Here is a 25,031-nt window from a genome sequence, read left to right as displayed (position 1 = left end):
TCAAAAATCAATTAGAATCTCTTTTTCTTGAAGACAGGAGTATCAGGTTGCGAATATCTTCAGTTGTTCTTGCGGCGAGGAAGTTTTCAACGAAGTTTTTCTGCTGAAGTGTTTGTGCGATAGCCATAAGCGCACGGAGGTGGAAGTTTCTCTGGTCTGCTGAGCCGGCAAGAGCAAAGATTACTTTTACCGGATCATCTGAAGAAGGGAACTTTATGCCTTGTTTTGCCCGTATTACGCTGACGCAGAATACTTCTCTGCCGTTTACTATAATATGTGGTATGGCCAGGCCAGGTTCGATGATGGTTGCGCTTTGTTTTTCTCGCTGGATAAATTTTTCATAAAGCTGCGTGCGGTTTACCTTGAGCTCTTCGGCCATCGACGATGCGATCTGTGCGAAGAGCTTTTCGGGTTGCGGGCTGTCTGGGATGTCAAGTATTTCACAGCTGCGGATAAGGCGGTCAAATCTATCTTCTATGATGTTGTCGCGTTCGATGAGTATGTCTCGCAGTTCATTTTCGAGAGTCGAGGTTTTAAGCTGAATGTCTGTAACGCGCTGAACGATACGCATAACGGCTGAGGAGGTTTTGGTATGGTGGCGGGTGAAAAGGAAGTACCACAAGATGCTGAGCAGGAAAAATCCTGCCGATATCAACAGAGGGATCAAGCCCATATCGATAATCAGCAGGCAGTATAATATTATGGCGATTATGTTCAGGTATGGGTACAGCGGCGTGCAAAACTCGGGGCGGTAAGACTGTATTTTGCTTTCTCGCATAATTATAACGCTGGCATTGTCGAGTAAGAAGAGTATAATCATCAGAGTCGAGGCGGTTTTAACGAGGATTTCAATTTCGAGCATTGTTATAGCGGCGATCATAAACAGTGAAGTGATTATAATGCTTACGTAAGGAGTTTGAGTTTTGCCGACGCGTCCGAGCAGTGCGGGCAACAGTTTGTCCCGGCTCATAGCAAGCGGTGAACGTGAGGCGGAGAGAAGCCCGCCGTTGGCGGTGGTAATGTAGGCGGTGAGTGCGCCGATGCTGAGCAATACGAAGCCCGGGGTGGACATAAATGTATTGGCAGCCAGGGCGATGGGTGCGTAGCTTGATTCTAGCTCTTCGCCATATAGAACGCCGAAAGTAACGATGATGGTCAGGAAGTAGAAGAGGCTTACGACCAGCCATGCGAGTATCATTCCGAGAGTTAGGTTGCGTGCGGGATTGCGAACTTCTTCTGCGATGTTAGCCACTTGTGTGAGCCCGCCGAAGCTGATGAATACGAGGCCGGCAGTTGAGAGCACACTTGACCATCCCTGGGGCATAAAGTTATCAAATCGTGAGATGCGGACGGAATTGAAGCCGCTGGTAATGTATAACGTGAGGATGATCAGCAAACCCGCGACGAGGAATATTTGGAAGCGGGTTGTGGATTTAACACTGAGTATGTTGAGGAAAGTGAAGAATAAGCAGCAAAGCACGCCGGCGGATTTTAGCTGAAATTGGCTGAGCTGGATATCGAAAAGGGCAGCGGAGACCTCAATAAGGGCAATTATCCCGATAATTGCGAAAGCACTTTTCAGCGCGAGCGAGAACCAGTTTGCCATGCCTGTGAATATGCCCCATAAAGGTCCGAGGCTTCGCTGAACATAGAAGTATGTTCCCCCGGAACGGGGCATTGCGGTTGCCAGTTCGGCTTTGCTTAGCAGGCCCGGGATAATCAGCAAGGATGCGAAGATGTAGGAGATTATGGAGGCAGGTCCTGCCTGAGCGTAGGCTATTGACGGCAGCACGAATAGCCCCGAGCTGATCATTGCACCGGAGGCGATGCAGAAGACATCGAGCATTGAGAGGCTTCTTTCTAACTTTGCCATTGGTATTCCTGTATTTAATACTGGTTGTGAAAACGTTTTTGCTTACCGTTTCAGAACAGTAACGTAAAATATAATTTGTTTTTAGTTTGAGCCTTGGAGGTTCTTGAATTTTATGTTGTTATTATACATAAAAGTTAGAGAGAGTGCATATAATTCTTGTGAATTTTTATTTTGGTCTGTAAAAGTACGCTCAAAAAAGAGCAGTGTTTTTTCCCCAGCTAGTTAGTTTTTGTAATTTTTTATCCGTTAAACCGAATTTGCAGCGTCAATCTTGCCATAATCGGTGCGATTGCAGTTGCTCGTTTCTGCAAACTCTTCTCAAACCTGTATAAAAAATCTTAGAATGCCTCTCAATTCCCGCAGGCTCCTTGTTCGCAGCTTCCGGATTTGCTTTCATTTTCCTTTAGCTTTTCATATATGCTATTGAGACGGGGGCGGAGGATATCGTTCCAGATTTCATACCCCTTTTTGTTCAGGTGCAGGCGGTCTTTGAGGAAGAGCTGATTGTTCGGCCTGCCTTCCTCGGTTAGGAGAGCCGAAGCGGTGTCAATGTAATAGAGATTCCCGCTTTTCTGATTATAACTGCGGATGAGCTGATTGGTTTTGCTCATATTATCCCAATACTGCCAGCGGCTTGAGGCCGGCTTAATCGGGAGATACACAAACGGGGTATTCGGATAGTCGCTGCGGATTTTGCTCAAGAGCTGCTTGTAGTCTTCAAATATCTGCTCTGGGGGTTTGGCGGAAGCAGCGTCGTTATCGCCGGCATAGAAAACTATCACTGCCGGATCATAGCTGCCAACAACATCCTCGCAGTAGTGAATTATATCGGAGATATGCGAGCCCCCGAAGCCGCGGTTGATAACGGGAAGGTGCGGGAAGGCTTCGGCCGTCTGCCACATCCTGATGCTCGAGCTGCCGATAAAGAGAACCGCTTCATCAGGCGAGCTGTTTTTGCTGTCCCACTTTTTGAAGGATTCAATCGCGTTCTCAAATCTCTCGGGGCTGGGATCTTCAACTTGCTTCTCTGAAGCTGAAGATAATAGCGAAAAACTCATCAGAAAGGCTGCTGAAAATAGAAAACTTTTTGATTTACTCATTTTTTCGTTCCTTAGATTAAGTGTTTAGTTATCTTTGGGCACAATATCAAAAACAGCGAGCTCGGGGCGGGCGAGAAAACGTGCCTTAATCACTCCGCCTCCATCCAGCCCCACGCCTCTGCAAACGTACATCTGCACGCCGGCTCTCTCGAACATTCCCTCTTCGTATTTCTTGCCGAATTTCGAGAACGTGATTATCGCCCCATAGAACGGCAGGGCAATTTGTCCTCCGTGGGTATGGCCTGCAAGATACAGCTCCGCTGACCCCGGCGGGATCGATTCGATTAAATCAGGGCTGTGATACAAAAACAGCCTGAAGCTGGCTTCATTGAGCTTTGAGAGTCTTTCGAGATTTGGATACTGGAAATCCGCTCCATAAATCTGGAGCGTTTCGCCGTCTTTCTCGATTGTTCTTGATTCGTTGAAAAGCGGATCTATGCCGGCCTGCTCGAAAAGTTTTCTCGTATCGAAAGACCAGTTCCCCTCGCAGCCGTATATTCCGAGCGGTGGATCAATATTGTTGAAGATATCCCTGAAATGCTGTTTGGCTGCGTATTTTCCTATATTGCAGGCGTCGCCGGTGAAAACAACAATATCAGGCTTGAGCCTGCGCACCTCGCTTACGAGCCTCTCCTCGAGAACTGCCCGCCGGTCGCAGTGGGTATCGGTAATCTGAACAATCCGGTAGGATGTGTTTTGGAGCTTGGCGGTTTCGATTCTATGGCGGGAGATTTCCAGCCAGTGCGGCTCAATGAAACACGCATACACATACGTTATCACAATCGCAGCAGCAGCAGAATGCAGGAGGATTCGGAGCGTTTTGAAGCGAAAGAGCTTTGCGAGAAATGCTGGTTGTTTTGCAAATTTAAAATAAATCTGCAAAGCCTCAAGGCTCAAAACAAATGCTGCTGTTAGAAATGACCCCAGCGTTACAAGGCGAATCATAAAAAAGCAGAACTCGGTATAGCTCATTTGAGGAACCCCAATATCAATTCTTCTCGGATTTCAGCTCTCTGCTCATAAGACTCGCAATAACCTCATCTACGCTCATCTCGCCCTTTATCACGCTCTGAACACCAGCCGCTATCGGCATCTCCACCCCGAGCTTGCCGGCAAGGGCAACAACAGAATCGCACGTTGACACGCCTTCCACAACGCTGTTTGTCTCGGCCAGAGCCTCGCTTACAGCCATCCCTCGGCCGAGCTTTTCGCCGAAGCTGCGGTTGCGTCCTTTCGGAGAGATGCACGTTGTTACCAGATCGCCAAGACCGGTGAGGCCGGCGAATGTGTCGTGGTCTGCTCCCATTGCGGCGCCGAGGCGGGTTATTTCAGCCAATCCGCGGGCAAGCAGGGCGGCCTTGGCGTTATCGCCTGCGCCGATGCCGTCTATTATTCCGGCGGCTATTGCTATAACGTTTTTCGATGCACCGGCAACCTGCACGCCGATTATATCCGGGCTTGAATACACGCGGAACCAAGGGGTGGTAAAGGTTTGCTGAATCCTGCGTGCGATGCTTTCATCGCTGCACGCAGCGCTTGCGCTTGCCGGGAGCCTGCGCATAAGCTCATCTGCGATATTCGGGCCTGAGAGCGTGGCGAGGGGGTTTTTGCTTCCTGTCTCGGCCTCTATAATCTGAGTGGGCAGCAGCAGACGCTCATTCTCAATGCCCTTTGTTACCGATACTATCGGCACGCCGGCAGGGAGGAAGGGTTTGAGCCTCGCCCATACCCTCCCGCAAAACTGGCACGGCACTGCAGAAATAATCAGATCCGCACCCTGCATGCAGGAAGCATCGTCCGCGTTGAATTTAAGTGCGGGGTCGAGCTTGAAGCCCGGGAGGAACAGGGTATTCTCGCCGGTTTTCTCTATCTCTTTCAGCTGGGTCTCGCTATGTCCCCACATCGTTACGCTGAAGCCTTTGGAGCAAAGATTCGAAGAGCAGGCCGTGGCCATTGCTCCGTCGCCGATTATGGTAATATTATTGTACAATTTGCTTTTCCTTATTATTCCAAAATCAAAACCACTATTATAAGAAAATTCAAATGCTTTCAAAACCATTCAATTTAAATAAATCAATATCACTCTGCATAAAAAAAGGACGCCGGCGAGGGCGTCCTTTGTGATTGTTAGTTTTTGGAAGTTTATTTGCTTCCTTCCGGCAGAGCTTGGGAAGCCTTGATGAACGAATTAACATCAAATTCGCTGCTGAGGAACTTCTTTGCTGCCTTGAAAGGTCTTATGCAGAAGCGGTATGAATATCCGTTTCCGCCCGGAAGTGTATATTCCGGATGGGTTCTTGCGCCCCAGCTGTTATCTCCGCCAACGCCCATCTGCTTGTAGTCAATATTCAGCGTGATGAAGTCTCTGTCCGGCAGGGCGTACGGATGGCCTTCTTCGGAGGCATCTGCAAGGTCCTGCATTGAATACCGCCAAGCGCTCACGCTCAGCTCGGGCATTCCAAGCACCATTATTCCCTTGCCGCTTTTGTTTGTCATAGCAGCCCAGCGAACATCAGTCTTGTTGCCGTTTTCCTGCGGACGTATATATTCGTGTTCGGGCTTGGTAACATTTTCGGTATGTATTCCGATTGGCATACCGGTTTTTCTGTCCCAGTAGGTCTCCCAAGGGCCGCGTCCGTACCACGTCATATTCTCGAGGCAGTCTTTGATTTTCACCTGCATACCGATTCTCGGTATATTCGGAATGTTCTGATTGCTGCGTGAGAGGTTTGCATCAACGATGATATCGCCGCTGCCGTAGATGAAGTATCTTGCTGAGAGCTTGATATTCTTCACAGGCAGATTCCAGTCCGCAGACACTCTGAACTTTGTCTCTGAGAGTTTGGCGTATGTTATAGACTCAAGCTTGCGGTTCTTCCCGGCGTCTTTCCATATTCCAAGCCTTTCGGGCATTTTGCTTCCGCCTGCGTTGCAGCCGCCGTCGTTATCTGTGGGCACTCTCCAGAAATTCGGCTCAAGCGGGCCTTGGAGAACTTTCATTCCGCCTGCTGTGTATTCGGTGAGAGACCCGTTTTGCTTGGAGAATACCGCCTTGAATTTATCTGAGGAGAAGTGAATCTCGTCATCTGTTTCTGCGATTTCAATTTCTGGAAATTCTTCAGAATCTTCTGCCATATAGCTCCCGCTCTTCAGACTGAATTGATCCCATGCGATTTCATAGCCCTTATCAGCCCAGCTTAAATCAGATTTGAGCTTGAAGCTGATTTTAGCCATATATTCCTTAGCCGGAGCCATTTTGATTTTCTCAAGCGGCAGGTCTATATCGGCGCTGCTTTGAGCGGGGATGTCTTTAAGTTCGATTTCGCCGCCGGCAATTTTTTTGCCGTCTTCGGTTACTGCGAATTCAGCGTTTACAAAATCAGCGAGGTTGCGGAAGCAGTATTTGTTGTGAACAGTAAAAATGCCTTTATCAGCATCCTTTTCTTTAACTTTGATATTCTGATAAACCTTCTTTACCTCGAATACATGCGGATGAGGCTTTCTGTCCGGGAGTACAAGCCCGTTGCAGCAGAAGTTTTTGTCGTTGGGGTAATCTCCGTAGTCTCCGCCGTATGCCCAGAAAGGCTCGCCGTCTTCGGTTTCTTTGTACAGCCCCTGGTCAACCCAGTCCCAGATTGACCCGCCCTGAAGCACATCGTAGCTCTCTATTGTATCCCAGTAGTCCTGTAGGTTTCCAACGCTGTTGCCCATGGCATGTGCATATTCGCACATAATTAGAGGGCGGTCGCTGTGGTTTTCTGCGTATTCTTTAAGCTGGTGGATTCTTGCATACATCGGGCAAACGATATCTGTATGCGGCTTTTGATGCGCCTGTTCGTAATGTACCGGCCTTGAATCATCCCTCTGCTTAATCCATGCGCTTGCCTTCTTGAAGTTTACTCCGTCTCCGGCTTCGTTGCCCATAGACCATATAATGACGCTCGGATGGTTCTTAGTGCGCTCTAACATACTCTTAATTCTGTCCATGTGCGCCGGCCCCCAGCTTGGGTCTTTTGCGAGGGAGTCTTTCCCGTAGTGCATACCGTGTGATTCGATATTCGCCTCATCAATCACATACAGTCCGTACTTGTCGCATAGGTCGTACCACTGCGGGCAGTTGGGGTAGTGGCTTGTGCGCACTGTGTTGATATTGTACTGCTTCATGAGCTTTATGTCCTGAATCATAGATTCTTCGCTCACGTAATGGCCTGTATGCGGGTCGTGTTCGTGGCGGTTTACCCCTTTAACGTATATCGGCTGACCGTTCACGCAGAGCTGGCCGCCCTTGATTTCAATCTCGCGGAAGCCCACGTTGCAGCGAACAGCTTGTAATACCTCGCCCTTTTCGTCTTCCAGCTCAATTATCAGATTGTAGAGGTTTGGCGTTTCGGCTGTCCATTTCTTCGGATTTTCCAGCTCGCCTGTGAAATTGAATGATGTGCCGTTTTTGGTAATATCTTCTATTGTCAGGCTTGCAGACCAAACCATCTGCCCCTCTTCATCGAAAAGCATAGGGCTTACTGTGGCTTTTTCGGCCTTTCTGCCCAGCTCATTTGCCACATCAACGTTTACATTAAGCTTTGCGTCTTTGTATTCCTCGCAGAGATCGGGCTTTGCCCAGAAATCGCTGATATGCACCAACGGAAGGGCATAAATCTTTACATCGCGGAAGATTCCGCTCAAACGCCAGAAGTCTTGGTCCTCAATGTATGACCCGTCGCAGTAGCGGTACACCTCAGCGGCGATCACGTTTTCGCCTGCCTCAAGGTGTTTGGTGATGTCGAACTCGGCAGGGGTTCTGCTCCCTTGGCTGTAGCCTATTTTTTCGCCGTTTACCCAGAGGTAGAACGCTGAATCTACGCCGTCGAAGCAGACAATTACTTTTTTGTCCTGCCAGCCCTTGGGTACTGTAAAGGTTCTTCTGTATGAGCCTACGGGGTTTCTGTTTTCGTAATTTGTGTATTTCTTGTCCGGCTCTCCCATCACGTATGGCGGGTTTTTCTTGAAAGGATATGTTACGTTTGAATAGAGGGGCGTTCCGTAGCCCTCAAGCTGCCAGTTTGAAGGCACTTTGATAAAATCCCAGCCGCTTACATCGTAGGCCAGCTTGTAGAAATTTTCAGGACGCTCTGATGGATTGCCCGCCCAGTTGAACCTCCATAGCCCGTTGAGAGATTTGGTGTACATGGCCTTTTCCGGGCTCATATACATCGCCTCATAGCGGTTTTTGAATGGGGTCATTATGGAATGGGGCTTTTCTTTGTTTACCGAGAATACCTTCTGATTCTGCCAGTCTTCAGCGGCAAACCCTGCCATGCAAAAAGAAAGGATAACTGCGGATATGATAAACCGTCTCATTTAACACCTCACGAAAAAAGTAACTTTATACTAATGGATATTAACAATTTTATTCTATTTCCCCTCTTGTAATTGTCAAGAACGGTTCAGTTTAAAAGGGTGAAATAGAATAAAATAGGGGCATTCAGACGAATTTTTCCCCTCGCAGAAGCTTGTAAGCATTACGCTGAGCCCGCTGCTGCTCAGCCGAGCAAAAATATTACCAAATTCCCCCAAAAGAAACCAGTTGTTAATTATTTACACAGTTTAGGAAAGTTTTTGTTGCATCATATAAATTTTGAAAGATTTCTCTCGGGGCACTAAGCCCAAAACTGTCATAGCCTATTTTTTTTTGTTGTTTCTGTCAGGAAAATCTGTTTATGTGATATTATCATAACTGTTCTCAGCTTAAACTTTACTCCAATCTGCTGACATTCGGATGCAGATTACCACAAGAATTGGTGAGTCGCCCGCCACAACAGAGAGAAGTATATAAACAATTCCAAATATCGTTAACTAAACACGATAAAAAAAATTTAAAAATATATTTGACTTGGTAAATTGTGATGTTAGTATTTCCTTATAGTAATAAATGTATTTTGTTATGGTGATAAAATGAAAGTTGGAAAAGCCTGATTATGGATCTGGTTGGCTTAGACAGTTTATTAAAGTTGGACTTCGGAGAAATTGGTCCGGGGGAAGATATTTCCGAGTCGATTGATTATATGAAGCTGGAAAGTCTTTTCGAACGGTCTGAAGAGACAATGTTTGAAGAGTCTGACAAGAGCGAGCCTGACTGGGGCTGGGTAAACTCTCAATGTTACGAGCTTCTTACGAAGTCCCGCAATATTTGGGTTGCTGTTTTCCTTTCTTATTCCTTGGGCAAAACCGATGGAATAGAAGGTTTAACAGCGGGCCTGAAGTATGTTAAAAATTGTCTCAGCGAGCTTTGGCCGGATTTATACCCGAGACTGGACGAAGAAGACAACAACGATCCTTACGAGCGGGTAAATGCGTTGAGTATAATATCCCCTGAGCCTGGCCTTTCCTTTGGAGTGATTGATTTTTCAAAACTTGTTTCGAGCTTTAAGATTTCACAGTCTAAACAGATTGGCTCTTATTCATATCAGGACTATAAGGATTCTATAAATTCATCAAATGACGATGCTGAAGAGTCTGCCGGCGGGCAGAAAACATCTCTGATAGAGGCATCTTTCAAAGACACTTCCGACGAAATCCTTTCTGAAAAGGTTGACCATTTCAGGGAAGTTAAAAACTGCCTTTCAGAAATAGCTCAGATATTTTCTGAGAAAACCTCAGGAGAACATTCAGTTGATTTTTCAAGACTGATTTCTCTGACAGACGAGATTGCATCTTTTACACTTCAGTTTTGCAGCTCTCGGGAGGAGATCGAAGAAAACGTTTCTCAGGATTCGCATGATTTCCCGAACAGTATCAATAATACTGTATCTCCCGGCTTCAGCGGCAAAATCAGCAGTCATAAAGAAGCTTTGGATATGCTAAGGGAAATAAGCAGATATTTCAGGGAGAACGAGCCTTCCAGTCCAGTACCTTTAATACTACAGAGAGCAGAGGAGCTGGTTTCCAAAGATTTTAATGAAATTATGCAAGATATTTGTCCAGATGCGATAAGGCAGATGGATTGGCTTATAAGAGATGGACAGGCGTGAAAATTTTTATGGAGCTGAAAAATGGCAGAAAACAGTCAAAAGTTTATCGCAAGGAACAGGGCACCGAGAGTTCAGATAGAGTACGATCTTGAGCTTTACGGTTCCGAGAAAAAGGTAAATTTGCCTTTTGTGGTTGGGGTAATGGCAGATCTTTCAGGGAAGCCTGAGGACCCTCTACAGCCGCTTTCAGACCGCAGTTTTGTGGAAGTAGATGTGGACAACTTTGACCAGGTGTTGAAGAAGTCTAAGCCCAGAGCTGCATTCTCAGTACCAAATACTGTTACTGAAGAAGGCGGGAATATGAATGTTGAGCTTACTTTTGAGAGCATGGAAGATTTTTCTCCTGCTGCTATTGCTCGAAAAGTTGAGCCGCTTAGAAAACTGCTTGAAGCGCGCACGCAGCTTTCAAATCTGCTCTCATATATGGATGGGAAAGATGATGCCGAGGCAATGATTGCAGATATACTCAAAGATGAAAATATGCTTAAGAGTTTGATGGAATCTAAGAAACCTGCCGAAGGGGCTGAAGAAACTGAACAGGAGGCAGAATAATGGCAGAGCAAGCAGAAAATCAGGAAAAACAGTTGCAGCAGGAAGCTCAGGGCGTTGAGCTTAATGAATTTGAAGCCCTGCTTCAGAAAAACTTCAAACCTAAATCAGATGAGATGAGTTCTGCTGTAAAAAATGCAGTTCAGACTCTCGCTCAGCAGGCTTTAGAAGAAACAAGCCTTATTTCAGATGATGCAATAGACACCATTGAAAAGATAATCGCTGTGATAGATGAGAAAATATCTCATCAGGTAAATCAGATTATGCACCACCCCGACTTTCAGGAACTCGAGAGCACTTGGCGCGGGCTTTCATATCTGGTGAATAATACTGAGACAGATGAAAGCCTTAAGATCAGGGTTCTGAATCTTCCCAAAAACGAAGCGGCCAAACAGGTTAAGAAATACAAGGGTGTAAGCTGGGATCAGAGCCCTCTTTTTAAGAAGATTTATGAAGAGGAATTTGGTTCTCCCGGCGGCGAGCCTTACGGCTGCCTTGTGGCGGATTATATGTTCGACCACACCCCTTCTAATCTTAATCTGCTTCAGGGAATGGCTAAAATCGCAAGTGCTGCCCATGCCCCTATGCTTACTTCGCCCTCGCCTTCGCTGCTAAATATGGACAGTTGGCAGGAGCTCAGTAATCCGCGGGATCTTACTAAGATATTCCAGACAGGGGATTACGCTTCTTGGAGGTCTTTCCGTGATTCTGAAGACTCGAGATATGTATGTATGGCGATGCCGAGATTTTTAAGCCGGCTTCCTTACGGAGCAGACACAAATCCTGTAGAGGAGTTTGCCTTTGAAGAAGATACAGACGGGAAAGACCACTCCAAGTATCTATGGTCTAATGCTGCTTACGCTATGGCAACAAACATAACAAGGGCTTTCAAGAATTACGGCTGGTGCTCAAAGATTCGCGGTGTTGAAAGCGGAGGGATTGTTGAAGAGCTGCCATGCCATACATTCCCCACAGACGACGGCGGGGTTGATATGAAATGCCCTACGGAGATTGCAATAACCGACCGCAGGGAAGCAGAGCTTTCAAAGAATGGTTTTATGTCTCTTTGCCACTGGAAAAATCAGGATTATGCCGCCTTCATTGGCGCGCAGACTCTGCACAAGCCCGCAGAATACGACGACCCAGACGCTACAGCTAATGACAATTTAGCTTCAAGGCTGCCTTATCTTTTTGCTGTATGCAGATTTGCCCATTATCTGAAAACGATAGTGAGGGATAAGATCGGCTCATTTAAGGAAAGAGAAGATATGCAGAACTGGCTTAACGACTGGATAACCAAATATGTCTGTACCGACCCAAACGCTTCTGAGGAGGTTAAGGCTCAGTATCCTTTGGCATCCGCTGAAGTGAAAGTTGAAGATATTGAAGGTAATCCGGGTTATTACAGCGCAAAGTTTTACTTAAGGCCGCATTATCAGCTCGAAGGGTTGTCAACATCTCTCAGGTTGGTTTCAAAGCTGCCTTCAGCTAAGAATTCGTAAGTTAAAGTTAAATATTAAATAATTTTAAAAGGAGTATTTATGGCTTTCGACAGTTTTCTAAAAATTGATGGGATTCCGGGGGAATCTACTGATGACAACCACGCAGATTGGATAGAGCTCAGTGCTTTCGAGCATGAAATAGAGCAGTCCTCTGCAGGTTCAACCAGTACAGGCGGAGCGAGAACCGCCGGCCGCTGCGACCACGGGGATTTTGTTGTTACTAAGAATATAGATAAGGCTACACCTAAGCTTTTTCTAAATTGCTGTAACGGAACTCATATCCCGCAAATCGTTCTCCATCTCTGCAGAGAGACAGGAGCGAAGCAGAAGTATATGGAGTATGTTTTCAAAGATGTGATTATCTCAAAGGTTGAGACAATAAGAAAAAGTGAAGAATCTCTACCCGCTGAGAAGATCAGTTTTAATTATGCAAATATTGAGCTGATCTATACCGAAACAGATCATAACACTGGGAAAGCTAAGGGTGATATCAAGTCTTACTGGGACTTATCCAAGAACGTTGGCGGTTGATAGAATTTCTTTTTGGTAATTTAGTGGTTTTAGTATGGACGCGGAAACACTGCTCAAAAATTGCGAGCCTCAGCTTGCTTTAATCGAAGTTAAAAAAGCTCTGAGAAAAGAACCCTCGGATTTGTCTCTAAGGTTTTTGCTTTTCCAGCTGTTAATGCTTTTAGAGGACTGGGAAAAAGCTGTATCGCAAATGGAGCTGATATCTGAGATTGACTCTTCGAAATCGGCTCTAAACTGGCAGTATTCCGCGTGCATAAATTCGGAGCTGCTTAGAAAAGAGATTTTCGAAGGCAGGAAGAAACCTCTTATTATGGGCGAGCCTTCTGATTGGATAGGTTTGCTGATTGAAGCTGTCAGTGATGAAGGCGAGTCTTTCAAGCTGTTGGCAGACAGCGCTTATTCAAAAGCCCAGCCCGCTTCCGGAACAGTGAACGGGGAAAGCTTTGACTGGATAGCAGACTGCGATTCAAGGCTCGGTCCTGTTTTTGAAATCATTGCTCACGGGAAGTATTATTGGGTTGAATTCGATAAGATTGCCGTGATCAATGTTGAGCAGGTCGCTGAGCTTAAAGATCTCGTTTGGCTGAACGCTAAAATCGAGCTTAAAAACGGCGGCGAGCTCTCTTGTGTTATACCTTCACGTTATCCTCAAACAGTTCAAACGCAGACACCGGAGCTCATTCTTTCCAGAAAAACAGAGTGGAGAGAGATTTTGCAGCCATACTATAAAGGATTAGGGCAGAAGATGTTCTGCACAGACAGCAATGAGTATGCGCTTTTTGATATAGAGGAAATAGTTTTTAATTAGTTTTATGGTTAATCAAAACGAGAAAATCAGCGTGCTTCCCTGTATGTTATGGCGTCTGTGCGCACAGGAAAGAGATCTGACCTTGAGCAGTTACAGAAGGTGTGTAATCAGCGACATACAGGACCTGCTTAATTCTTGCTGCCGCTCCGATGATATGAAGGGCGCGATCAAAAAGTCGGTTCTGAATTATGGAATCGATTCCTGTGTAGGGTTAATCAATTCACGTGAGAGTACCGGTTATGTTCTGGAAAGTGTAAGGCAGGCTTTGATTGATTTTGAGCCCAGATTAGTCCCGGGAAGTGTAGAGGTTAAGCCCGTTAAATTTGATGAGCCGGACAGTCTTAGAGAAGTGCTTCTGGAAATATCAGCAAAGCTCAAAATGCCTGATGGATATGAATTTGTAAATCTGAAGGCCAGAGTGGAGCTTGAGACAGGGAAATATCAGGTGCAGAAAGGTATGTCTTGAATAAAAGTTTCTTAGAAACATACGAAGAAGAACTCAACTATATTCGAAAAGACGGCAGCCGTTTTTCAAAGGAATACCCCTCGTTAGCTCAGAAGCTGGGTACTATAGAAGAAGACGGTTTGTGCAGTGATCCGTTTGTAGAGAGGCTCCTTGAAGGATTTGCCTTTCTTTCTGCGAGAGTTCAGCACAGGATGAATAAAAATTTCGATGTGTTTGCCCAGTCGATCCTGCAAACGGTAAACCCATTTATTATTAAGCCTGTACCTGCATCGACTGTGGCTGAGTTTACCCCTGATTATTCAAGCGATGGTTTGGATGCTGGTTTTAGAATTCCAAAAAATACAAGCCTGCTTACTGATTACACAAAGGCCAGCAGCAACCGCTGCGAATTTAGGACAACAGAAGATACGGTGTTGTGGCCGTTTAATGTTGCAGAAGTTGATTATGTTGTCAGAGAGATTGACAGTTTGAATCTGCCGGATTCTGCAATTAAAAAGAATCTTGGTTCCGCTGCCAAAGTTACATTACAGATGGGTATAGATGTTGGATTTGAAACCCTTCCGCTTGAAAGTCTTAAGTTTTACCTTGGCGGTAACTTAAGCGTTTCAATGAAATTAATGGAAATGTTCCTGACCGACAGTAACGGTGTTGTAGTAAGAAATAAAGGTGAAAAATCCGGCATCTATTTGCCCTGCAAATGTCTGAGACCAAGCGGTTTTGATGATGAAAACAAACTTTTCCCTTATGACAAGAGGGTTTTCAGCGGCTACAGGCTCCTTCAGGAATATTTCACTCTGTTAGAGAAATTTATGTTTATAGAGGTATTCGGCCTCTCCGAAGCTTTCAGCCTCGTTAAGGGCAAAGAGCTTGAAATGGTTTTTCTGTTTGGCAGCAGAAATTATTTGAAAGAAAACTCAGTGAGTTCGAGCAATTTCAAGCTTTACTGCGCCCCTGCGGTAAATCTTTTCCCTAAGAAAGCAGACAGGATTAACGTCGGCTTTAGAAAGCCTTACATTCATATTCTTCCGGAAAGAATGAGGCCTCGAGATTTTGAGATTTATGATTTACTTGAAATAAAAGGCTACAAAAAAGGTTCGTCTGAGCCAATAGAATTCCTGCCTTACAGCTATGGTGCAGCAGAATCAGAGCAAACAGATTTTGTAAGGTATTACAGCAGCCTGAGAAGTAAGGAGAAATTCCCATTAAAACGCAAGGGGGTTACCAAAAACCCGGGTTATAAAGGCAGTGAGGTTTATATTCATCTCGTGGATTCTGCCAATCTGCCGTGGGATGAAGAGATGACCCAGCTTGGCGCAAAGGCATTATGCAGCAACAGAGATTTGCCTTTCTTCCTGAATTCCTCAGGAGCAGGGATAGAATTTTCCACCCTCGAGGTTTGCCCTGCCACTAAAATAAAATGCGCATCAAGAGTTTCCATGCCCTGTGAATTCAATGCTGCCGGAGATGTTTCCTGGTTAGCGGTTAATTTTCTAACAACCAATTATCTCAGTTTTAATGATACTTCAGGAGGAGAGGCCTCAAAGTCGCTCAGAGAGCTTCTGGGGCTTTACAATTCCCTCTGCGGCAAAAAGCTTGATAAGCACGTTGAAGGGCTTGAAGATATTAGAATCAAATCAATTGTAAGACGTTTTATTGTAGAAAACAGACCAGTCTTTCTTAGAGGCATTGAAGTTGAAATAGTCTTTCTGCCGGAGTGTTATAAAGGTTCAGGATTTTTCCTGCTTGGGTTGGTTCTGGCCAATTTTATGGCAAGATACGTTTCGCTGAATTCCTTTATTGAAACCGCTTTAGTTAATAAAAAGAACGATGAGAGAGTGAAATGTGCGGTCGTGAGCGGACAGAGAAAAGTTATATAAGGCCTGAATGGCGTAAGCAGCCATACAATTACGATTTCTGTCAGATTGTTAGAAGTCTTGAGGCCGGCAGCGCATATTCTGTGGGCTCGTCAACCCAGCCGAAAGAAGATGTGTGTCGTTTTGGTCAGAAGATATCTTTAGGCTTTGCTCCTTCTAATTTAGACAGCATAAAACAGGAAAACGGCTTAATACCGGAACTGAGAGTTAATTTTATGGGGCTTTTAGGTCCTAACGGCCCTATGCCTTTTCACATAACTGAGAAGGTTCTCGATTTAAACAGACGGGGCGAGAGGGGATTTGAGGCCTTCCTGAATCTTTTTAACAACAGAATGACAGCCTTGTTTTATCGTGCATGGACATTGCCGTTACCGGCAGTTTCATATGGTTTGAGCGATAGGAGCTTTGATTATTACATTTCTTCGATTGCAGGTTTCGGGGGAAGTTCTTTAAAAAACAGAGACGAAGTTAAAGATAATTTCAAAGGTTATTTCGCTGCCAGTTTTTCTTGCCAAGTAAAGAATTCGGAGGGGCTGAAATCTGCTGTTGAAGAATATTTCAGGTGTCCTGTAAGAGTGGTAGAATTCAAAGGGGACTGGTTTGAGATCAGCGATTCGGAAAAATTCATTATGGGAAGTGGAGCTTCATCGGTTCTTGGGAGCAGTTCAATTGTGGGCAGGCAGGTTTGGAACTGTCAAAATGGTATTGAGATGGCTCTTGGGCCTTTGGGCTTGGATAGCTATGAAAGCTTCCTTCCGGCAGGTCGTTTGCATCAGACGTTATTAGATCTAATCAAAAACTACTGCGGAGACGAATTCCAAATTGATTTACGCCTGATACTGAAAAGAGAAGAAATAGAGCCGCTTCAGATGGGCTGTTTTGGAAGGCTCGGCTATACAAGTTGGCTGCTTTCTCAGGGTGATCTCAGCAATGCTGATAATCAGATTGTTTTAAGAAAGGTGGTTTGAAGTGCCTTTACTAAAAGAAAATAAACATCAGGGAGTTCAGGCCGAATCTGTGTACCGGATAAAATCTATTCTGGCTAATTTCTCAGGTGAGAACACCGAAAGCCTTAAGTATGAAATAAAAGGAGTGATAAAAAGCACGATGCAGAAATTGAATCCTGAGGAAAGAGAAGCTTACTTTGAAGCGCTGAATCAGGAGTTTCCTGTCTTATCGGATTTATCCTATTGTAATCTGAGCACTGGAGACGCGGATTGTTCAGAATCTTCCGGTACTGATAGCTTCTCTGCTGATAATATAGATCAGCTCTACAGCAAACTGTATTCAATTTACATCAATTCTAACGAATCAGAAAAACAGCAAATAATCAGCAGATTTAAAGATTCTGATTTTGGTTCTTTGTTGGCAAACAGCGACAAATCAGAGGAGCCTAAAGAAGCCCTGTCTTCTAAAGATAAAGATGAAAGCCTATTCCCGCTTATGTCAGAATTTATTTTCAGCCTCATCTCTGTGATCGGGAAAATACTGAAGATGTATGACATCAAGGTGTCTTGGAGATTATCCAAGGGTCTTGAAGAAAGGCTCAAAGAATCAGCCGAGCAGGCGGCCGGCTATAAAAATACCAAAGAAGACAAGGAGCTGAAGCGATTTAAGATGCTTGTTTATTCGGTTCTGAGGCTTTCTGATAAAGTTGGCGAGAAGTTTACTGAGAGGATTGTGCCTCGGCTTGCCCCTTACAACATAGAAAAAGATATCCAATTCGAAGGCTCTAACTTTTGGAAGAGTAAAGAGGTAAGGTGCTGGCAGCTTTATAAAGATCGTTACAGAGAGCAGTTTTCCACGGATTATCTGCGTGATGAAATTCGCAGAATACAGGGCGAGGAATTGGAGTCTCTTGTTAATAAATTGGTAGAGAGCAGCTGATGAGTGAACACGGACACATATCTTGGACAGAAGGGCTGTTTATGCAGCCTCATCATATGCAGTATATGCAGCGAAGCATAGATGGAAGATTTCAGACTATCTGCAGCAGCAGCTTCTATCCCAAGGGTGTGATTGAATTTACCTGCTCTGATGACAGGCTGAAAAACTTTATTGTTTGTTTTGATAAACTCAAAGCCGTGATGCCCAGCGGCATATTAGTAGACTATCCTGGGAACGCTGTTCTGCCCTCGCTGAATATTCAGGAAATTTTCGCTCAGTCAACAGAAGCTGTTACCGTAAGCCTTGCCCTGCCTCTAAGGTATTCTGACAGATCAAATGTGGTGCAAGGGGCTGCAGCGAGCGTTAAAAAGCATTTTTGCACTGAATATGAAACCGTTTATGACGAAAGTACCGGAGAAAATCCGCAGGATATAGAGCTGCTCAAACTGAATGCCCGTCTTGTTACTAATTTTGATGATACCGGGGATTTAGAGCTTTTGCCGCTTTTGAAGATTGGAAGGTCAACGGGAGATGATTCGGGGTTGCCTGTAAGGCAGGTGAGATTTGTTCCGCCATGCAGGAGTTTGTCTGGTTCTCCAGCTCTGCTCAAAGAGGTCAGGGATTTGATGAATCAGGTGATTGCGAGCAGAAACGATTTCTGGAATCTTTTCCAGCGTTCTAATCAGCCATTGAATAATCTCAGGGGCAGTCAGTTAGTTGATGTGTTGAAATTGAGAACTTTGAGCAGATATGCAGGAAGATTTGAGTCTTTGCTCCCTGCCCTGCCCAAGATGCACCCTTATGAGGCATTCCTGTCTTTCAAAGAACTGGTTTATGAACTTTCTGTGTTCTTTCTTGAGAGTGATTTGAAAAAACTTCCGGAATACGACCACGAGAATCTGGGCTATGCATTTACCGAGCTTTCAACATATCTTCGTTCATTGATCAAAGGAAGGGTTGAAAGCAATTATAAGAGATTCAAATTTGAAAAGAATACTGCTGAAAATATTTATGCCCTCAGTGTCCCCGAAGAAGTGGTCTCTTCATGCAGTGAGTATTATCTTGCGATAATTTCAAGGAAAAATCACAAAGACGTTTTATCAACAGTGGCCAATCGAGACAGCTTTAAGCTTATGCCGAAAAGCATAGTGCACAGACCAATATACGGAATCCAGCTCGACCCTGAGCCTACTCCGCCGCCCGAACTGCCCACTCCCAGCGGATGCTCTTATTTCAGTTTGAATATCGAAGAGAGCAGAATGGTTTGGAATAAGTTTGTGCAGGATAAGGAGCTTGCTCTGCACTGGCCTGATTTGCCCAACAGCGATTTCGAAATTTTATTATTTGCAATGGAGGTGTAAATGGGATTGATTGAAATAACAGAACCATTTTTGAGCTATATCTGCACCTTGAAAAAACTTTCTAATTCAGGTGATGTGTTAGATGCCTCCAAAATAAGGACTGATCTGAACAATTTGATTTCCCAAATGCAGGAGCAGAGTCAGGAAAGCCAGGCCTTGGAATCTCAGTTTAACAAGGTAAAACTCCCGCTCATATTTTTTGCTGATTATATAGTTTACGAATCTGGCTTTAAGTTGAGCGAGCCATGGAAGCCTATGGCCTCGGAATTTGATGAGTATGCCGGCGAAGAGAAGTTTTTTGTGATTTTAGAAGAGGAGCTAAAAGACAACAGCTCCGAAGCAACTGAAAGACTTTCTGTTTATTATTCCTGCTTGGGATTGGGGATGAAAAATGCCTATCTCGGCAGTGAAGAAGAGCTTTCACAGATAATGAGGCAAATGTTCAAGAGGTTATTTGAAAAATATAAAGTCGATAAAAGCTCAAAGATTACCCCCGAGGCCTATAAGAATGTTGACAAAAGAGACTTTACAGAACAGTTGGCTCCTAAGGCAGGCGGTTTGGGGGTAGTTTTCCTGAGTTTGCTGATAATCTGGTTTGTGAGCTGTCTGTGCCTTTATCACGATGCGTCGAATGATATAGAAGACAGCGCTGAGACTATAAATTCAATAAATTCTGAAGATATTTACAGCTTAGATTAGTTTTAGGTAATTTAATGTTTAAGTTAAGCGATTTTAATACTCTCCCAATGAGCTCGAAAGCACTTTTCCTTATGTGCGGCGGGGGCGTTGTGGGTGGTATTATTTATTACCTCAACAGGTTTGGTAATTTTCTCAAAGGTCCGATGATCTGGGTAATAGCAGGCGGGCTTTTGCTGATTATTATTCTGTTTGTTTTATATAAACTGATCCTCAAGAAAATTCAGAAAAGTAAAGCTGCTCCGATGGAAAAAGGCATTCTTAAGAGCAGCGCACCGAAAAATATAAACGACCCGGATGAAACAGCCAGACTCGAATATCTCCGCAATAAATTCAAGGAGGGGATGGAGACATACAAAGTTGCAGGGAAAAATGTTTATGAGCTGCCATGGTATCTTGTGATTGGTGAGCCCGGTTCAGGTAAGACTGAAGCTATCAGGCATTCTAATATAAACTTCCCGCCCGGACTGCAGGATCTGCTGCAGGGTACAGGAGGGACTGTTAATATGAACTGGTGGTTTTCAGATGATTCTGTTATTCTTGATACCGCCGGGCGAATGGTTTTTGATGATGTAGAAACAGGCGGAACTGAGGAATGGAAGGAATTTCTTCATCTGCTTAGAAAAAATCGCCCTAACTGCCCGATCAACGGGGTACTCCTTGTTATCCCTGCCGACACACTTATTAAAGACAGTCTCGAAGAGGTGGAGCAGAAGGCATCAAAAATAGCAATGCAGTTTGATGTTATACAGAGAACGCTCGATGTGAGATTCCCTGTTTATGTAGTTATCAGTAAATGCGATTTGATACAGGGATTCAGAGATTTCTTCGACGATCTGAATTCTCATACAGAGCAGAATCAGATTTTTGGCTGGTCTAATCCCGAGCCGCTTGATGAGCAGTATAATTCTCAGTCTGTTGATGATTATTTCCAGAGCATCAGAAGCTGGCTTAATCGAAGGAAATTTGCTTTAATAGAAGATGATTTAGCTCAGGACAGTTTTACTGCTTCAAGAAAACCGGAATTCTATTTTTCTTTCCCATCGCATCTAGCTTCCATCAGCGGCAAGCTTAAATCATATTTAGACAAAGTTTTTTCAACCAGCAGAACGTGGTCTTGTAAGCCGCTGTTTTTCCGGGGAATATATTTCACTTCCTCTATGAGAGAGGGTGCTGCCCTTGATACTGAGCTTGCAAATTTCTTGAATGTTGAGCTGGATAAGCTCGAAGAAGACAGGGTTTGGGGCAGAGATAAATCATACTTCCTCAAAGACCTTTTCATCAACAAAATTTTCCCCGAAAAAGGATTGGTTACAAGAGCAACAAATGCAAACAGCGCATACACGAAAAGAAAAGCCTCGCTATTGGGGATTTGCTCTGGTTTGATTGTGCTGCTTATAGTACTCACAGGTTTTTCAGCATATAACTGGAACAAAACGGTGGGAGGTATTAAGGAGTATTTCAGCGCTAAAAGCTGGGACATTGGAAACCTAAAGTCAATTAGTGTTGTGAATGATTCAGGCGATTTTCTCGGCAATAAAAAAATGCTTTTTGATTCTACAGGCAAAGAGCTGCCTCGTAACGAATTTTATTTTGATTTAAGTGAAAAGCTCAAGAATTTCAGGCAGGAAGGTGTTCCTTTGATGTTTAAGCCTGCTCAGCTTTTCTCGCCGGGATTTGTCGACCAAACTGTTCAGGCGTACGGAAGGCTGTATAAAGCCAATGTTCTCTGGCCGATAATCAAAAACGCCCTTGTGGAATTGGAAGAGTTTGAATGGGGAAGTTATGAGGATAAAAACGAGGCTTATATCAATGCTGTTGTTGCATTAAGGCAGTTGATCGCGGCGAGGCTCGGGGTTGACCTTGAAAGCAGCTTAGAACTAAAGAATCAAGCAAAAAGCTATCTGGAATGGCCGGCAGAGATTGTTTTGAATTCAGAATCAGGCTCAAGTAATCAGGCGTTCAAAAATCTTAATAGAGTTTACAAAGATTGGTTTTCAAAAGAAGCTGATGACGCTAAGTTCGATTTGACTGAAATGCTTTCCTCCAAGACAGAGGGCGATAAAAGCGCCGGAAAAAATCAGTTAGCTGCCTTTGATGACAAAATTGAAAAGGTTATCGCCGAATTTGCTGAAAGCTGGGAGAAGCCGAATAAAAATCAAAAGATAAAAAGATTCAGGGTTTTTATCTCTGATTTAAGCTCCTACAAGGATTATTACAATGAGCTGTTTGCAGAATATCCATCAGATGATGTCTTGCCGGAAGAAATAAAAAGCAGTGCTGTTATTGAAGATGCAAAGAAATCCGTTGAGAAACGCATTAAAGAATTAAACAGCTCGTATGAAACGATCCAGGAATCTGAATTCATTGAATCCGAAAGCCTGACTGACCAGTGGGATGATATCTCCGAGGACTATAAGAAGAACGTTTCAGATTTCATAGATTTTATGAAACGGGATCTTCAGAACTATCTCAAGCCAGGTTTGGTTGACAGCCTGAAAGAGAAGGCAGGCTCGGAAAAACAAAATGAGATTTTGAATAATGCGGCTGATTCAGTTTCAGGTTTATCTGAAGGGAGCAGTGAGCATCCATTCAAAAAAGCTTTCGCAAGCTTTGTAAATAAAAAACTTGAGGACGTGAAAAGCAGCGTGAAAAGTTTTACTGGCGGGGATGATTATAAAAAGAAAGTTCAGGATTATCACAGTTTCGTGTTAGGGAAAGGTGAACGAACATTAGAGAGCTGCCGCAATTATGCTTCTGCAATTGAAGGGCTCCTGAATAAGGATTTTGATAAGCTGAGCATCTTTAATTTTAAGGACAACTGGGAAGATCTAGCTGAAACAGTGGAAGATGTTCAGAATAATAGGGCAGCCTTAGCTGATGGTAAAGAGTTCAGCGCGGAGAATTTTGTTTCAAAATTTAAGATGGCAGAATTAATCAGTAAAACCGTGAAGAAACTGCCTGCTGAAGATTCGGGACTGAAGGAGCTGATAAATGAAAATTACAGCACCAACTCAAATCCAGATAATTTCAGCACTCAGTTTGTCTTCGAAAGAGGTTTTTCACCTCCGATTGCCGGGAAGCTCAAATCCGGCTTTGAAGATTTGCAGAAGAGCTTCGAATCAGATTTCTCAGACTCTGAATATATAAAGGATGAAGGGAAATTCACAAATTATGTAAATCAAGAGTATGAAGAATATTTTAAGAATTACCGAGATTACTGGCTTTATGAATATCCTCAAAAATTCTTAGATCAATACGCTGCTTCCTCGAAGAGCTGGGAAGAGAAATATTTAAAGATCAAGAGAGCGAATTATCTCGAAAAAATCGAACTGCTGCTTAACGATGTAGATGATGCTGTGGGCTATTACCCTTATGAATTAACCGGTTCGCGGATTAAAGATTTCCAAGAAGACAAAGACAGGGTTAAGCTTAATTCATTCACTGATGATTTCGATGATGTCTTTGGGTCATGGGAGGCACTGGGAAAAGATGTCTTTGAAGCAAGGAGAGGAATTCTTGAAGGTAATCTGGAAGATTATTTCTATTCTAATTCTAATGAGCATAAACTCCTTTCTTATTGCTGCTATAAACTGACATTAAGCTTCATTCAAACTTTAGCTGATGATTACAAAAGCAAATTCAAAAGCTCTGTTGAAGAGCTTCAGGAATACCTTCACCGTTTTCCGCTTAACTTGAATTCAGATAAAGAGCTTACAGCACAGGGAGCTGCCGGATACAGGGAGAATGTTGCTTCAATTTCGTTCTCAAATTTTGCTGAGTCTCCGGAGTTTGGTGTAGGCGATATTGATAAGGAATTGAAAACACTGTTCAGGCCGGAAAATATTATTAACCCAGAATACATCAAAGAATGTGATGTTTTGTCAAAGATAATTCCAGAGGAAGGAGAAGAGTATTACTATAAACTCGCCATAGAGTCTTTGGAAAAACAGAAAAGCATTTTAAATAAGTTCGGGAGTGTTCAGTTTAACAGTCGCTCATTGAAGACCTTGGATGCTGATTACCTCTTTGATGAGCCTGTTAAATATCCTTCACATAACCCTTCAGTTATTTCTGTTAATGCTTATGAATACAAAACCAAGAGGGGGAAAACAGCAAGCTTTTCGGATGAAACCATGTGGGGAGGCTTGAAGCTGTGGGCAGGTAACAGGTTTGAAGATAATGGGGTGTTCAAGCTTCCGCTGCACTGCCAGGAAGAGCCGCACACAGATTATCATATAATTTTAAGATTGGAGCTTTTCGAAAATAAAGATTGTCGTGAAGAGGACAAGATTGATCTGCCGCATTTGAGCACTTGGCAGAAAGCAGGAAATTTGGGAGTTGATAGGTAAATGTTAAAAGGTTCAAATTTCTTTAAAAGATTTACTAAGAAAGCTGAAAACGATAAGAATGTGCGTGTCGCTCTTTTCGGTAAACACCCAGTGTTTGATGATCATATGGAAATCATCGGGGAGCGAAGCGAACTTGTAACCCGTTTTAGAGATCTTGTGTATTCTGAGGGTATAGGCAAAGTGATTGATAAGGGGCTGTGGAGCGAAATAGATAACGCCAGTTTAATTCCTTTCTCGCATTACTATGTTTGGAAGCTCGGCAGGGATGTTCTTTTCGGAAAGCTCTGGGCATCATCAGACGGAAAAGGAAGACGCGATTACCCGATGTTAATTTGTGTGCAAAGCAGTTATGAGCTTTTCAGCGAAGAGAGCGAGTTTAATATGGATTTATTCGACGAAGTCCAGGATGAAATACAAGCCGCCGGGGCTTTCGCAGAATTAGAAGATATTGTCAAAGCAACTGAAGAAAAATTCTGTTCAATTTTTAATGACATAGAAAAAAGTCCAAAAAACAAGGATGTGAAGTTTGAAGGACTGAAAGATGTTCTCTTTGACGAGGGGGTTGTTTCAGAAAAGCTTAAGAGGGTTTGTTATCAGCTTTTGAAAGACCATGTACATTTGTCTAATTTTCAGAACGAAAAAATTTCAGATAAAGATGTATGGGAGGTAAGGGTGCCGGATAATTTGATGTTTGAAGCGTTTGAAGGCTTTGAAAATTACAGTGTTAAACGCGGCTTGGTGATCTGGCTGAGTTTTATAGAGAAGTTTTTCTCATCGGCTTTGGATAAGTTCATTTTTATGCCTTCTGAGAAAAACTATTTTGATTTGATAGTAGGAAAGCCGGAAGCAAGGAATCTTTATTGCTTAAAGGCTGGGTTAGCCCAAATGCCTTTAACAACAGAGATTCCTTACAAAACGGAAGAATTCGAAAATAATTTTAAAGTTAGATTTGTTTAGGGTTTGCTGTATGAAAGATTTAAAGTTAATGCCAGTGTTGTTTTTTG

General features: G+C 43.8%; 18 protein-coding genes. 13 read left to right on the top strand and 5 right to left on the bottom strand.

All coding sequences use genetic code 11. The features are described 5' to 3' along the window. Nucleotides 1-7 precede the first annotated feature (7 nt). The 5 genes from STSP1_RS06710 to lacZ all read right to left on the bottom strand — a co-directional run bounded on the left by STSP1_RS06710 (nt 8) and on the right by lacZ (nt 8,331). Nucleotides 8-1,873, bottom strand: coding sequence for an amino acid permease (locus STSP1_RS06710; RefSeq protein ID WP_085755615.1), 1,866 nt, complete (start codon nt 1,871-1,873; stop codon nt 8-10). A gap of 350 nt (nt 1,874-2,223) precedes the next feature. Next, the gene (locus tag STSP1_RS06705; protein WP_085755614.1) at nt 2,224-2,973 is read right to left on the bottom strand and encodes a GDSL-type esterase/lipase family protein; all 750 of its coding nucleotides are present in this window, start codon (nt 2,971-2,973) and stop codon (nt 2,224-2,226) included. Between the two features lie 24 nt (nt 2,974-2,997). Next, a complete protein-coding gene (locus tag STSP1_RS06700) occupies nt 2,998-3,945 on the bottom strand; it encodes a metallophosphoesterase (protein ID WP_085755613.1) in 948 nt (315 codons plus the stop codon). Between the two features lie 16 nt (nt 3,946-3,961). Next, a complete protein-coding gene (locus STSP1_RS06695; protein WP_161491649.1) occupies nt 3,962-4,963 on the bottom strand; it encodes an NAD(P)H-dependent glycerol-3-phosphate dehydrogenase in 1,002 nt (333 codons plus the stop codon). A 152-nt stretch (nt 4,964-5,115) separates the two neighbouring features. Next, nucleotides 5,116-8,331, bottom strand: a complete 3,216-nt coding sequence (gene lacZ / locus STSP1_RS06690) for a beta-galactosidase, LacZ type (RefSeq protein WP_085755611.1) — start codon at nt 8,329-8,331, stop codon at nt 5,116-5,118. Between the two features lie 617 nt (nt 8,332-8,948). On the opposite strand from lacZ, the gene tssA reads away from it, so the two are divergent. The 13 genes from tssA to STSP1_RS06625 all read left to right on the top strand — a co-directional run bounded on the left by tssA (nt 8,949) and on the right by STSP1_RS06625 (nt 24,984). Next, entirely contained in the window at nt 8,949-10,001 is a 1,053-nt protein-coding gene (gene tssA, locus STSP1_RS06685; protein ID WP_085755610.1) for a type VI secretion system protein TssA, read from the top strand. A gap of 21 nt (nt 10,002-10,022) precedes the next feature. Further along, nucleotides 10,023-10,553: a type VI secretion system contractile sheath small subunit gene (gene tssB, locus STSP1_RS06680; protein WP_085755609.1), complete on the top strand. Its 531-nt coding sequence runs from the start codon at nt 10,023-10,025 to the stop codon at nt 10,551-10,553. Then, nucleotides 10,553-12,052: a type VI secretion system contractile sheath large subunit gene (gene tssC / locus STSP1_RS06675; RefSeq protein WP_085755608.1), complete on the top strand. Its 1,500-nt coding sequence runs from the start codon at nt 10,553-10,555 to the stop codon at nt 12,050-12,052. Before tssB ends, tssC begins: the two co-directional genes overlap by 1 nt. A 39-nt stretch (nt 12,053-12,091) precedes the next feature. Beyond that, the gene (locus STSP1_RS06670; protein WP_085755607.1) at nt 12,092-12,583 is read left to right on the top strand and encodes an Hcp family type VI secretion system effector; all 492 of its coding nucleotides are present in this window, start codon (nt 12,092-12,094) and stop codon (nt 12,581-12,583) included. A gap of 34 nt (nt 12,584-12,617) precedes the next feature. Beyond that, the gene (locus STSP1_RS06665; RefSeq protein WP_085755606.1) at nt 12,618-13,391 is read left to right on the top strand and encodes a type VI secretion system accessory protein TagJ; all 774 of its coding nucleotides are present in this window, start codon (nt 12,618-12,620) and stop codon (nt 13,389-13,391) included. 82 nt (nt 13,392-13,473) lie between these two features. Beyond that, nucleotides 13,474-13,857 carry a type VI secretion system baseplate subunit TssE gene (locus tag STSP1_RS06660; protein WP_161491648.1) on the top strand — a complete coding sequence of 128 codons (384 nt, stop codon included), beginning with the start codon at nt 13,474-13,476 and terminating at the stop codon, nt 13,855-13,857. Then, nucleotides 13,854-15,734, top strand: a complete 1,881-nt coding sequence (gene tssF, locus STSP1_RS06655; RefSeq protein ID WP_161491647.1) for a type VI secretion system baseplate subunit TssF — start codon at nt 13,854-13,856, stop codon at nt 15,732-15,734. The genes STSP1_RS06660 and tssF overlap by 4 nt, the downstream gene beginning before the upstream one ends. Then, on the top strand, nt 15,698-16,699 hold the full coding sequence (gene tssG / locus STSP1_RS06650; RefSeq protein ID WP_085755603.1) for a type VI secretion system baseplate subunit TssG: 1,002 nt from the start codon (nt 15,698-15,700) through the stop codon (nt 16,697-16,699). The genes tssF and tssG overlap by 37 nt, the downstream gene beginning before the upstream one ends. Before the next feature lies 1 nt (nt 16,700). Further along, the gene (locus STSP1_RS06645; RefSeq protein WP_085755602.1) at nt 16,701-17,618 is read left to right on the top strand and encodes a hypothetical protein; all 918 of its coding nucleotides are present in this window, start codon (nt 16,701-16,703) and stop codon (nt 17,616-17,618) included. Next, nucleotides 17,618-18,979, top strand: a complete 1,362-nt coding sequence (tssK, locus tag STSP1_RS06640) for a type VI secretion system baseplate subunit TssK (RefSeq protein ID WP_085755601.1) — start codon at nt 17,618-17,620, stop codon at nt 18,977-18,979. The genes STSP1_RS06645 and tssK overlap by 1 nt, the downstream gene beginning before the upstream one ends. Then, nucleotides 18,980-19,678, top strand: coding sequence for a DotU family type IV/VI secretion system protein (locus STSP1_RS06635; RefSeq protein ID WP_085755600.1), 699 nt, complete (start codon nt 18,980-18,982; stop codon nt 19,676-19,678). Between the two features lie 14 nt (nt 19,679-19,692). Further along, nucleotides 19,693-24,027 (top strand): type VI secretion protein IcmF/TssM N-terminal domain-containing protein, encoded by a 4,335-nt coding sequence (locus tag STSP1_RS06630; RefSeq protein ID WP_085755599.1) that lies wholly within the window; start codon nt 19,693-19,695, stop codon nt 24,025-24,027. Beyond that, nucleotides 24,028-24,984 carry a hypothetical protein gene (locus STSP1_RS06625; protein ID WP_085755598.1) on the top strand — a complete coding sequence of 319 codons (957 nt, stop codon included), beginning with the start codon at nt 24,028-24,030 and terminating at the stop codon, nt 24,982-24,984. Nucleotides 24,985-25,031: the final 47 nt, after the last annotated feature.

It is taken from the genome of Sedimentisphaera salicampi, assembly GCF_002117005.1.
Taxonomy (GTDB): domain Bacteria; phylum Planctomycetota; class Phycisphaerae; order Sedimentisphaerales; family Sedimentisphaeraceae; genus Sedimentisphaera; species Sedimentisphaera salicampi.
Note: the sequence above shows the minus strand (reverse complement) of the source record. Positions and strands in the feature narration are given on the sequence as shown.